At 29.6% G+C, this 12185-nt stretch carries 11 protein-coding genes; 8 read left to right on the top strand and 3 right to left on the bottom strand.

Features of this window, described 5'->3' with window-relative positions:
- Positions 1 to 257 precede the first annotated feature (257 nt).
- Positions 258 to 665 carry a hypothetical protein gene (locus QZU90_RS00875; protein WP_296854926.1) on the top strand — a complete coding sequence of 136 codons (408 nt, stop codon included), beginning with the start codon at positions 258 to 260 and terminating at the stop codon, positions 663 to 665.
- A 35-nt stretch (positions 666 to 700) separates the two neighbouring features.
- On the opposite strand, the gene QZU90_RS00880 is transcribed toward QZU90_RS00875, so the two are convergent.
- Both QZU90_RS00880 and pyrF read right to left on the bottom strand, forming a co-directional pair.
- The gene (locus QZU90_RS00880) at positions 701 to 1240 is read right to left on the bottom strand and encodes a hypothetical protein (RefSeq protein WP_296854928.1); all 540 of its coding nucleotides are present in this window, start codon (positions 1238 to 1240) and stop codon (positions 701 to 703) included.
- An 82-nt stretch (positions 1241 to 1322) separates the two neighbouring features.
- Entirely contained in the window at positions 1323 to 1970 is a 648-nt protein-coding gene (gene pyrF, locus QZU90_RS00885) for an orotidine-5'-phosphate decarboxylase (RefSeq protein ID WP_296854930.1), read from the bottom strand.
- Positions 1971 to 2267: 297 nt separating this feature from the next.
- On the opposite strand from pyrF, the gene QZU90_RS00890 reads away from it, so the two are divergent.
- The 3 genes from QZU90_RS00890 to QZU90_RS00900 all read left to right on the top strand — a co-directional run bounded on the left by QZU90_RS00890 (position 2268) and on the right by QZU90_RS00900 (position 5213).
- Positions 2268 to 3035 carry a 2-C-methyl-D-erythritol 4-phosphate cytidylyltransferase gene (locus QZU90_RS00890; RefSeq protein WP_296854932.1) on the top strand — a complete coding sequence of 256 codons (768 nt, stop codon included), beginning with the start codon at positions 2268 to 2270 and terminating at the stop codon, positions 3033 to 3035.
- A 97-nt stretch (positions 3036 to 3132) separates the two neighbouring features.
- Positions 3133 to 4155: an alcohol dehydrogenase catalytic domain-containing protein gene (locus QZU90_RS00895; protein ID WP_296854934.1), complete on the top strand. Its 1023-nt coding sequence runs from the start codon at positions 3133 to 3135 to the stop codon at positions 4153 to 4155.
- Between the two features lie 29 nt (positions 4156 to 4184).
- A complete protein-coding gene (locus QZU90_RS00900; protein WP_296854937.1) occupies positions 4185 to 5213 on the top strand; it encodes a glycosyltransferase family 2 protein in 1029 nt (342 codons plus the stop codon).
- A gap of 2 nt (positions 5214 to 5215) precedes the next feature.
- On the opposite strand, the gene QZU90_RS00905 is transcribed toward QZU90_RS00900, so the two are convergent.
- Positions 5216 to 6235: a DUF6270 domain-containing protein gene (locus QZU90_RS00905; RefSeq protein ID WP_296854939.1), complete on the bottom strand. Its 1020-nt coding sequence runs from the start codon at positions 6233 to 6235 to the stop codon at positions 5216 to 5218.
- A 213-nt stretch (positions 6236 to 6448) separates the two neighbouring features.
- Between QZU90_RS00905 and QZU90_RS00910 the strand changes: the two genes are divergently transcribed.
- The 4 genes from QZU90_RS00910 (at position 6449) to QZU90_RS00925 (ending at position 12167) form a co-directional block, all read left to right on the top strand.
- Positions 6449 to 7219, top strand: coding sequence for an ABC transporter permease (locus QZU90_RS00910; RefSeq protein ID WP_296854940.1), 771 nt, complete (start codon positions 6449 to 6451; stop codon positions 7217 to 7219).
- A gap of 11 nt (positions 7220 to 7230) precedes the next feature.
- Positions 7231 to 8556, top strand: a complete 1326-nt coding sequence (locus QZU90_RS00915; protein ID WP_296854942.1) for an ABC transporter ATP-binding protein — start codon at positions 7231 to 7233, stop codon at positions 8554 to 8556.
- Positions 8557 to 8595: 39 nt separating this feature from the next.
- Entirely contained in the window at positions 8596 to 9411 is an 816-nt protein-coding gene (locus QZU90_RS00920) for an acetyltransferase (RefSeq protein WP_296854944.1), read from the top strand.
- 71 nt (positions 9412 to 9482) lie between these two features.
- Positions 9483 to 12167, top strand: coding sequence for a CDP-glycerol:glycerophosphate glycerophosphotransferase (locus QZU90_RS00925; RefSeq protein WP_296854946.1), 2685 nt, complete (start codon positions 9483 to 9485; stop codon positions 12165 to 12167).
- The last annotated feature ends 18 nt before the right edge of the window (positions 12168 to 12185 follow it).

Here is a 12185-nt window from a genome sequence, read left to right on the forward strand (position 1 = left end):
TAATCTCTTTTTTCTTTTTTTATTTACATTATCATTTTTCATTCTCTTTTTAACTTTTTAAACCCATAATAATTTTTTATTTTAAGTATAGTTTACTATATTTAACTAATTTTCTTAAATAATGCTAAGATTTACTTTATATTTTAAAATAATAATTATTTAATCATTATATTTAAATATAAGTAATTTAAGATATTATTTTAAATAGGATTACAAGTAATTTTAAAATTTTTTAATCAATTCAATGTTGTGTTAATATGGATTTAAGTAGAATTAATCTTTTTAATATTCTTGCTGTAGTTCAAAGAATTCCTTTAATAAAAAGGTATATTGATACTTCTAAAAACAATTATAATTATAAAAAATCAGTAGAAGACTCCTCTAGGGCTACATTAGATATTGATGAAGATCTTAAAAGGAGATTGGAGGCTAGATCTAAAAAAACTGGGTTTAGCGAACATGATTTGGTAAATTCTTATATATTCCATGGCTTAAATGAAGATGAAAAATATGAATGTGAAGGAGGTATGACTCCTGAAGAAATTTTTGAGCTTTTAGAACATGATTTGCCTGAAGGAGATTGGGTTTCAAATGAGCTTATGGGTTTGATTGAAACTGAATACCTTACTAATGCAGTTAAATTAAAAAAAGATAGTTATAAGTAAGTGAATATTTTTTAGATAGTCACTTGATAAAAAAGTTATAAAATATAATTTTCAAAGAATACTCTAGCTATTTCATAAGCTATTTCAAAGCATAGGAAATAGATAAAGCTCCAAATGTTCAATAATCCAATTAAAACAAGCAATAGAATCACTACTTTTAATGCAAACCTATAATCGAAGAAATACTCTAAAAACTTGCTTTTTGAATAGATTTTATCATTGTCATTTCCTATTTCATCGATAATTGCTCCAATCATGCATATTATAATTGTGATAATGGAAAGATATGTGAAAGATTGCAATCCAAGAAATAGGAATGCTATTATGAATGAAGCCATTGTTGCGATATGATGAATTCCATCAACCTTTAAAGCCAAGATATTTCCGATAAGAATTGCTATGAAGATGCAAGAGGCATCCAAATCGATTGAACATGCATAAGCAGTAAAGAGTCCACAGACTATTCCAAGAACAATAGCTATTGCCTTATTTGACTTTTCATCATATTCATCATCTGAAAGCTTCATAAAGAAGCCAGAAAAGAAATAGGATAAAGCTAAACTAATATTAAACAAATTTACACCTTTTTATACTTAAAATAAATGAAATAGAATTAGTAATTATTAATTAATTTATAACTTATTAATAATTTATAATTTATTGGATTGAATCAACAATGTCTTTAGTTGCCTTTTCAGGGTCTTCTGCATTGTAAATGGATCTTCCAATGATCAATGCATTGGAATATTTCAATGTTTCCCTTGGGTCTCCACCTTGTGTTCCTACTCCAGGAGAAATCATGAATGCATCTTTTCCAACGATATCCCTTATTTCGGACAATCTTTCTGGTCTTGTGGATGGTGCTACATAGTTAGTGATTCCCATTTCAACACCCATTCTTGCTATTTCATCTGCATTTGGCTGGAGGAACTTGATTGCTCCTGGGTGAGACATTTCAGTTAAAAGGAATATTTCCCCTCCATGGTCTTCTGCAGATGTCTTGCATGCATCTACACTATCTGAACCTACAAATCCATGACAAATTATTGCATCTGCGCCAGCATCAAAGGTTTGGTTAGCTATCTTTTCATTGGTAGCTGGAATGTCTGCAACCTTATAGTCACAAATAACCTTATAATCGAACTTTTCCTTAAAGAATCCAATAGTTGACAGTCCCTCAGCAAGGGTCAATGGATATCCGATCTTTATTGTATCAATGTACTCGTTGATTGATTCGCATACCTTTTCCGCTTCCTTCAAATCCATTAAATCCATTGCAAGTATGATATTGTTTTTTATATTCATATTAATCACTTTAAAGCTTACCATATATAATTTATTTTTTATTAAATTTAATTATTTTTGTTTTGTTTTTAGTGCTTTCGTTTTTTTTTTAATTATTTTTGTATTAATTTTATTTTTTCTTTTTAGTGATTAACTTTTTAATTATAAATTAATTTAATATAGTTAATTTTTTATAATATATTAAATAATATATATTATAAGTTTGATAGTAATTTTTACTAAAAAAAAGTTCTGGGTAATTATAGATAATTCTAGCAAATTTTAGGACTTTTTATCATGACACATGGGAGAAAAAATATGATTTTTGCGGCTATTCTAGCAGGTGGCGATGGAAACAGAATGGGTGAAGTGGATAAGCCTAAACAGTTTTTAAAATTAGGTGATAAACCTATCATTATTCAAACCGTTGAAAAGTTTTCTTTGAATAGTAAAATTGATGAGATAATTGTATTGTCTCATAAATATTGGTTAAATCATACAAAAGATTTGATTAATCAATATTTCCCAAATTCTTCTAATATAGTTGTAATTGAAGGTGGAGAACTTCGTAATGATACAATTATGAATGCAATTAATTATATAGTGGAAAATTTTGAAATAAGCGAGAATGATATCATTTTAACCCATGATTCAGTACGACCATTTGTTACACATAGGATTATTATGGAGAATATTGAAAAGACTTTAGAATTTGGTGCATGTGATACCGTAATCCCTGCAACAGATACAATTGTTGTTTCTGAAGATGATGGGCTAATTTCCAATATACCAAATAGGAACTGCATGTATCAGGGACAGACTCCTCAGACATTTAAGATTTTAAAGCTTAAGGAAACTTATGAAAATTTGTCTGACGAGGAAAAAAGTACTTTAACTGATGCTGCAAAGATATTTGTTCTGAATGGTGAAGAGGTAGCTATTGTTAAAGGAGAAGTCTTTAACATCAAAATTACCTATCCTTATGACTTGAAAGTGGCAAATAGCATTATAAAAGATGCTAAATTAAATGTGTCTGATGCTGAATCAAGTGAACAAACAGTAAATTTATATGATTTCAGCACTTAATTTTTTTTTTAAAATTATGATTTGTAGTTGAGTTTATAAATATTTATTATTTATGAATAAGGTTTAAGACATATGTATTTATAGTGGGGATTTTATTGTGATAAATATTGTATATAGGTTAGTGGCTCCAAAGCTTTTGGAAGAGGTTTACACGGATTTGGATTTGGAAAAAGGAGTTATCGTTAGACCTACCTATCTTTCCATCTGCAAAGCGGATCAAAGGTATTACTTTGGTAAAAGAGCACCGGAAGTCATTGAACAGAAATTGCCTATGGCTTTAATCCATGAATCCATAGGTACAGTTGTAAAGGATAATACGGGAACTTATAATGTTGGAGACAACGTTGTAATGATTCCAAATCTGCCAATGAAAGCGGATGATTTTATTGGAGAAAATTATAGGCAGTCCAGCAAATTCAGATCAAGCGGTTCAGATGGATTTATGGAAGAGTATGTTTCCCTTACAGCAGACAGATTGGTAAGGATTCCGGATGAAATCAACTTGGAAGTTGCTTCCTTCATTGAGCTTATTTCCGTAAGTGTTCATGCGATAAGCAGATTCCTAAAGCTTTCCCACAAGCGCAAAAACACCATTGCAGTTTGGGGAGACGGAAGTTTTGGATATATAACAGCCCTTTGCCTGAAGATCATGTTTCCAGAGTCTGAAATAATTGTTGTAGGAATGCATGAGGAAAAGTTGAGCATGTTCACTTTTGCAGACAGAACTTTCCTGGCAAGCGAGCTTCCTGAGGATATCAGCATAGATCATGCTTTTGAATGTGTAGGATCATCAAGTGCAAATGATGCAATTGACCAGATAATCGAAACCATCAATCCTGAAGGAACAGTATCCCTTTTAGGAGTTTCTGAGTTCAACATTTCCGTAAATACAAGAAAAATACTTGAAAAGGGGCTTAGAATATTTGGAACCAATAGAAGCACTAGAGAAGATTTCAAAACGGTCATCGATTTACTTGAAGAAAATGAGGATATGGTTCATTATTTGGAAAGCCTTATTACACAGGTAATAGAAATAAATACTTTGGATGATATTAATCATGCCTTTGAATCGGATAAGAACCTTAGATTTGGTAAGACCATTATGAAATGGGAAATTTAACTCTTTTTTAATAATGTGCAGTGATTTAAATGAGTGAAATAAAATTAAGTGTTATAGTGCCTACTTATAACTCTTCAAATACAATAGAAAGGTTAATTCATTCATTATCAAATCAAATCTTCAAGGAGTTTGAACTTATTTTTATTGATGACAATTCCAGTGACAATACTGTAGATGTAATTGTCAATACATTGGAAAATTCAAATATTGCTTATAATTTGATTGTAAATGAAACCAATAAGGGACCAGGATATTCAAGAAATAGAGGTTTGGAAAAGGCAAGTGGTGATTATATAGTTTTCATTGACAGTGATGACATTGTCCGGGAAGACCATCTGTCAACATTTTATGATAATATTAAAGATCATGATTCTGTTTTTGTTAAAGGATTAAAGGTGGATAATGAAGGAAATCTATTTGATTTTAAGGTGGATAGATTTGATCCTTTATTAGACTTATCTAGAAAGACTGGCAATATTATTAAGGCTGTGGATATAATTAATCTGGAGCTACTTATGAAGATTCCATTTTCTTTTGTATTGCTTTTATATAAAAAAGATATCATTTTGAAAAATAATATTAGATTCAATGAAGAATTTGATTATGGTGAAGACACTGAATTTGCCATTAGGTATTTAGTTAATTGTGATATGGTAAAATTCGTTAATAAATACACTTATTACTATTATCAAATGGAAGAGTCAATCAGCAGATTCAGTTCTTTAAAGAGGTTTGAATCTGTTCAACTATTTGAAGGGCTTTATGATTATTTCAATGATTTTTCTTATGATAATCCTATTTTTTATGATTTAAGTCAAAAATTGGTCCATTCCAGACTTCCTAAGTTCGTATTCGGCAATATGAATTATTTCTTCTACAATGATTACGATAAGGATGAGATATTTAATAAAATGGATGAGCTTGACTTATTCAATAAATTGAAAGAGTTCAAGGTCTATTCAAAAGATGATTGGAAGTTCAAGCTGAAATTGGTTTTGTTTTCATTAAGTCCAAATGTTTATTATAAACTATGGAAAAGATTTAAGAATAGGATTTAGGATTATTTTTCCACTTTTTCTATATTGACTTGCTTTTCTATTTCAACACGTTTTGTAGAGTCTTCCACTAATTTTCTTGTATGACTTCTTCTATTGGTTTGGATCTTGTTTTTAACTTTTCTTAAAAGCTGTTTTTCTCTATCTTTAGCAGCCTTTCTTTTTCTTTCTTCTTTTCTTTCTTCGATTATGGCCAATAGTTTTTCTCTTTTTTCTTTTCTCAGTTCTTCATTGGCTGTTTCATCATTGCTTTTGTCCCGTTCAATGATCAGATTCAATTGGTCGTTTATTCCTTCAAAGTATTGTGGTGCATAATGAAGGGAGGAACATCCCCAGAAATGGTTTTCACTGGCTACTGTATCCTCATCAAAATATAAGACATCCACATCAAAGTTTTTGATAATGTATTCATCAAGAAGGTCTCTGTATTGATTGAATTTTTTGCATTCACGTTTAAATCTATCAGATTCTATAATTGAACCATCTTCATCCATTTTGCGATAGACATGTCTACTAGGGTTTAAGATTATTTTAGTATCAGGACAGTTTTCCTTTAAGAAGTCAAAAAACATATCGCAATGTCTTTTCCATATTTCAAAGTACTCTTCTGTATTGTCATAGATAGTTAAGACTCTTTTATGTTCCAGCTTTTCATAAAAAGCAGTTTCATCTAAACGAATATTGTTTGTAACATAACTGTTGTTTCCAATATCGACTATTCCAAAATTAGTATCATAATAAGTGTCCATTAAAAGATATTCAAACCTTTCTCTTTTTAAATCTTCAAGGAATGTTTTTTTGAAATCTTTCTTTATCCAAGCTGTAAAATTAATATTTTTTCCAGTTTTTGGAAATATGTCTATATCCTTTTCATCAAATTTCACTGGTTCTTGCATTATGCTTATAAAGGATAACCTAATGCCTGTAGGTCCAATTTCAAAGAAATCTTTATAGTTTTTGTTTATTTCACTATAAAAGACATCTCTACAGGTGCATGAACCAAATACTGTAAATTTGCTAACCATAATAAAACCTTTAAAAAGAAATTAGAAACTTTTCATATTTAGTTTAATAAATTATAATATAAATATTTGTTGCTATTCTATTTCAAAAGAAAAAATTAAACCAATAAAAATTTTTTATATCATAATTAACTTATTAAATAATATATATTAGAAAAAATATATTTTAGTATAATTATAAAGTTTTTTAAAAAATTAGGATTTAATGTGAATATTATGAGTTTGGTTAATGATAATACTCTTTTTTTATTAGAGGAAATAGTTAAAAAGAACTTTGCAGCAAAATATAAAGGATCAGTATTAGGAATTTTATGGAGTGTTTTAAAACCATTGCTTATAATGATTTTATTAACAATCATATTTTCTAATTTATTTGGTGGTAGCATTGACAATTATCCTGTTTATTTCTTATCTGGGAAATGTATTTTTGATTTTTTCACTGCTGCAACTAATGTATCAATGATGTCTTTAAAGGGAAATATTAATATTTTAAAAAGAACCGCTGCTCCAAAATTTGTATTCACATTAGGAGGGGTTATCTCCGAATTTATTAATTTCATTATCACATTAATAATTTTGATTGGTGTTATGATTGTTACAAAAGCGCCATTCCATTTATTTACATCTATCATTGCAATCTTCCCTATAATATCTTTAATCATGATGATTATTGGTACTGGTTTGATATTGGCAGTTTTATGTGTATATTTCTCAGATATTCAACATTTATGGGGAGTAATCACCTTAATGTTAATGTATGCTTCTGCGATATTTTATCCAATGAATATTATTCCGGAGCCATTCCATAGTTATATGATATTGAATCCTGTATTCTGGGTGATTGATCAATTTAGGCTTCTTGTGCTTTGGGGAACCATTCCAAGCCGGATGAATATGATAAATTTAGTTCTTCTTTCTGCAATTATATTAGTACTTGGAGTAATTGTATTTAAGAGATATGAGAAAAAACTTACATTAAAATTCTAAGGGTTGGTTAAATGAGTCAAAGAAAAAATCCAAAATTCAGAAAATCAGTGGACTGGGATTCTGTTAATAATCCAAAAACATACAATAGAGCTTCAAATAGTCCAAATTTTAATGCAAATAGAATTCAAGATAAGAGAATTAAAGCTAAGCTTGAATTAATGAATAGATACAATATGACTGAAGAAGAAGCTGAATTTACATTAAGAAAACTTGAGATGAAAGTAAGAGAAGAAAGAAAAAAAGGAAATGATACTCCTAAAGTTAAAAGATTTATAGAAGAAAATGATGATGAGGATGTAATAGTTCCTATTCATGTTGAAAATAAGAAAAAAGAAGCTTTAAAAAAACCTATTGCCAAACCTGCATTAAAAAATAAAGAAATGGTGAAAAAAGAAGTTTCAGAACCTATTCAACTAATTCAAAATCAAAAATATGTTAATTCTAAAATTAAAAATAATCAATCTACTAATTATAACAATGAAATAATTAATGAAGTTCAAGTTAAAAAACCAAAACCTAATGTTGACTCACTCATTTCAGATCTAATTCAGGATACCAATAAGGAATTGTCTATAGAAGTTAAAAACATATCTTTAAGTTTTGAAGTGGGAAATGATAAAATCGATAATCTTAAAGAGTATGTTATCCGTTCAATAAAACGTAATAAGGAAAAAAGAACTCACTTCCAAGCTTTAAAAGATATTAATTTTAAAATTTATAAAGGGGAAAAGGTGGGCATCATAGGTTATAATGGTGCTGGAAAAAGCACTCTTTTAAATGTAATTACAGGTATTTATCCTCCTGAAAGTGGGGAAGTTATAACTTATGGAAGAATATCCCCTCTCCTTGCTTTAGGGGCAGGCTTTGATCATAATTATTCTGGACGTGAAAACATCTACTTGAATGGGGCTATTTTAGGTTATGATAAAAAGTTCCTTGAATCAAAATATGATGAAATAGTAGAATTTTCGGAACTTGAGGAATTCATTGATTTTCCTGTAAAGAACTATTCTTCTGGTATGCTTGCGAAATTAGGATTCTCAATAGCTACCATTGTAGAGCCAGATATATTGATTATTGATGAGGTTCTTGGTGTTGGAGATGTAAACTTCCAAAAAAAGAGCAGTGATAAGATCAGATCTTTAATGGATAAAGGTACTACAGTTCTACTTGTTTCTCATTCAATTCCGCAGATAAGACAATTATGTGACAAAGCAATTTGGATAGATCAGGGAAGGATAGTTGAAATTGGAGAAGTGAATGAAGTATGTAATCATTACCTTAAAGATGCTGAAAAGGCAACTAAGGAACAATTGAAAGATATTAGATTTAGATAATTTTAATTTAAGATTAGTTATTTTAGGGATTGGATTGGTATGGAGACAGTAAAAAATCCTGAAGATATAAAAAATTTAAAAGAAAATAAAGTAATTGGGGAAATTACATTAGAAAAGTCTGAAATAAAATTCTATGGTGTAAATAACATATTCTATTGTGATTCTGGCATTAAATTGAAGAAATCCAATATAAATTTTGTTGGAAACAATTCTATAGTTTATTTGTCTTACACTGATAAGGATTATGTTTTAGAGGTCTATGTGCGTCATGATTCAACTATTTTCATTGGAAAAAACAATGAATTAGGAGCTCCTTTTAAGATTAATGTTCAAGAATCCCAAAATCTAATTATTGGAGAGGATAATGTAATTGGAAATGATGTCTTTGTAAGAACAATAGACACTTATCCGATTTATGATATGAATACTAAAGAAAGAATTAATTACTCAGAAAGCGTCTTTATTGGAGATCATGTATGGATTGATCATTTCACTTATATTTCAAGAGGAGTTAAGATAGGTTCTGGAGCTATTGTAGGGGTTCGTAGTTTCATTCATCCATATGCTACTGTTTATTCAAACACTTATGTGATTGGAAACCCAGTTGTAACCGTTGAGAAAGACGTATTTTTCACAAAAAACTTTGTAGGGGTATTTACCGCTGAAGACACTGAAATCAATTCAGTGTATAATACAGATTTATTTATCTATGATTTTGTAAGCAATGAGACTTTATCAATGGAAAATATTGACAAAATACTTAAAAGTTTGCCTGTAGAGGATAGGTTAGAGTTTATTCAAAAACTATTTGTAAGAAACAAGCGTAAAAACAGGTTTTCAATTAAGAAGTTTTAGGTTATGATCTATTTTTTTTTAAATGTTTTTCTATTTTTTCACTTGAAAGTCTAAATATGGGATGTTTTTAGATGAATGAGAAATCAAACTACCAATTCAAATTTTCAATTATCATGGCTGTTTATAATGTTGAGAAATATTTGAATGAAGCCATTGATTCAATCATCAATCAAACAATTGGATTCGAGGAAAATGTCCAATTGATCCTTGTTGATGATGGCAGTATTGACAAATCTAAAGACATTGCTAAAGCTTACGCAGAAAAATACCCTAATAATATTCTTTTTTTATCAAAGGAAAATGGCGGGCAGGCAAGTGCACGTAATCTTGGCCTAAAATATGCCAAAGGAAAATATTTGAACTTCCTAGACAGTGATGATTACATTTCCAAAAATACTCTCGAGGAAGTCTATAAGTTCTTTGAAAAGCATACTGAAGAAATTGACATTTTAACCATTCCTATGATTCTTTTTGAAAGGGCTGAAGGCCCTCATCGTTTGAACAATAAGTTTGATAAGGGAAACAGAATCATCGATTTATTGGAGGAACCTAATAATCCGCTTTTATCCTCTTCATCCTCTTTCATTAAAGCAGAATCCTTTAAGGGTTATGAATTTGATGAAGATCTTGTAAACCTTGAAGATGCCTTGATAATAAATAAGATATTGTTGGATAAGAAAAGATATGGTGTTATAGATACCTGCAATTACTATTATAGGCAAAGGAGCATTAGAGGTTCTACAGTAGATAAGGTAAAAGCAAAGAAAGGATATTTCACTGACAGGCTGGCTGATTTTTATGAAAACATCATAGATTATTCCATTTCTCTTGAGGGAAAGGTCCCCAATTTTATCCAATATCTGATGGCTTATGATCTTCAATGGCTATTGAAAGTGCCTAATCTGAAGGTTTTTGACACTAAAGAAGAAATACAAGAGTTCTGGGAACATTTATATTTTGTAATTCATCATATTGAAAAGGATGTTGTCATAGGCAATGAAAACATAGAAGAAGATTCTAAATCCTTTTTTGTCTTTTTAATGAATAATGATAACTTAAATAATTTTACTAATAAGGAATACGTTGAATTAGACAAAAATAACAATATAATTAAGAAAACCAACGATTATATCATTGATACAATTAATATCCATAGAATATGGTTGGATGTAATTGAAATTAAGAACAATGCATTAAGCATTTCTGGAATGTTCATATCCAATTTCAATGATGAGGATTACTCCATTAAGGTTTTAAAGAAAACAGATAACAATATTGAGGAGTTCATCTGCAGAAAGGTCAATTACAACACTCCTGAGAGAAAGACCAGAAAATACCTTGGCTATGAATGGAAATATATAACTAATTTTGATGTTGAAATCCCTCTAACAATAGGAGAAGAGAGTGATTTGGAATTCATAATCGATTATGATGACGGAACAAATTCAAGTTCATTTGAAGCCTTGATTGGAACCAATCATAGTCTGAGCTTATCTGAATATAGTGCATTTCTCCCTAAAGAACCATTCATTGTTTTATATAAGGACTTAAGATTGCATATTGTAAAGCATAGTTATCTATCTATGTTAAGATATGAATACAGCAACATTAAAAGGGCTTTAAGACTTAAGCCTAAATTCTATAGGTCTTCTCTAACAAATAAGTTAATTTATTATATCAAATATCCATTTATGAAGAATAAAAGAATATGGATATTTTCGGATCGCCCTCAATTTGCAGATGACAATGCTAAACATCTATTCAAATATGCAATCAATCAAAATGATGATGTTAAAAAGTATTTTGTTGTAAATGAGGATAGCCCAAGCTTTAAGGAGATGAAAGATGATTATGGCAGTTCAATTCTTCCATTTGCTAGCTTAAAGCATAAGATACTGTATCTCTTTGCTGAAAAGGCAATTAGTTCCTTTACCAATGAGGATTTTGTAAATCCTTTCTTTGAACATGATAACAGGGATCTGTATGCAGGTCTCTTCACATGCGAAAGACTCTTCTTGCAGCATGGAGTTACAAAGGATGACATCTCCAAGTTTGTAAAGAAATACAATAACAACCTTTCTCTTATTGTAACAGTTTCAGATTTGGAAAGGGAATCCTTCCTTGATGAAGGATACAATTATGATGAGAATATTATCCAAGTTCTTGGCTTCCCAAGATTTGACAATTTAACTGATAGTGATGACAATAAACAGATACTATTTATGCCGACCTGGAGGCTCCAATTTGACAGCGATGAGTCCTTTGTCAATTCGGATTATTTTAATTCATTAGAGGGTTTATTAAATAATGGGAAATTGCATAAGTTGTTGAATAAACATGGCTATAAGTTAGTATTCAAGCCACATGCTGAATTGATGAGATACATTGACTTGATAGATATATGTGAGGATGTATATTTGTCATTAGATGACTCTTATCAGGATCTTTTTAGAGATTCATCTCTTCTTATTACGGATTATTCATCTGTATTCTTTGACTTCGCATATCTTAAGAAGCCTGTGATCTATTACCAGAGTGATGATGATTATCATTATGATGATGGATATTTCGATTATGAATCCATGGGATTCGGGGAAGTATTAAATGATGAAGAAAATTTAATTAAAAGGATAGAAGAGTATTTGGAAAATGAGTGTATAATGGAAGAAAAATTTAAAGAAAATGTAGATTCTTTCTTTAAGTTTATTGATGGGAATAATTGTAAAAGAGTTTATAAATGGATTTTAGAGCATTGAAAATCATTTATTGAATTA

The sequence above is a fragment of the uncultured Methanobrevibacter sp. genome (assembly GCF_902784195.1).
Classification (GTDB): domain Archaea; phylum Methanobacteriota; class Methanobacteria; order Methanobacteriales; family Methanobacteriaceae; genus Methanobrevibacter.

Excerpts from the sequence above, each read along its gene's own strand:
- QZU90_RS00875 (WP_296854926.1), top strand. The coding sequence starts at position 258 with ATGGATTTAAGTAGAATTAATCTTTTTAATATTCTTGCTGTAGTTCAA.
- pyrF (WP_296854930.1), bottom strand. The coding sequence starts at position 1,970 with ATGAATATAAAAAACAATATCATACTTGCAATGGATTTAATGGATTTG.
- QZU90_RS00890 (WP_296854932.1), top strand. The coding sequence starts at position 2,268 with ATGATTTTTGCGGCTATTCTAGCAGGTGGCGATGGAAACAGAATGGGT.
- QZU90_RS00900 (WP_296854937.1), top strand. The coding sequence starts at position 4,185 with ATGAGTGAAATAAAATTAAGTGTTATAGTGCCTACTTATAACTCTTCA.
- QZU90_RS00905 (WP_296854939.1), bottom strand. The coding sequence starts at position 6,235 with ATGGTTAGCAAATTTACAGTATTTGGTTCATGCACCTGTAGAGATGTC.
- QZU90_RS00910 (WP_296854940.1), top strand. The coding sequence starts at position 6,449 with ATGAGTTTGGTTAATGATAATACTCTTTTTTTATTAGAGGAAATAGTT.
- QZU90_RS00915 (WP_296854942.1), top strand. The coding sequence starts at position 7,231 with ATGAGTCAAAGAAAAAATCCAAAATTCAGAAAATCAGTGGACTGGGAT.
- QZU90_RS00920 (WP_296854944.1), top strand. The coding sequence starts at position 8,596 with ATGGAGACAGTAAAAAATCCTGAAGATATAAAAAATTTAAAAGAAAAT.
- QZU90_RS00925 (WP_296854946.1), top strand. The coding sequence starts at position 9,483 with ATGAATGAGAAATCAAACTACCAATTCAAATTTTCAATTATCATGGCT.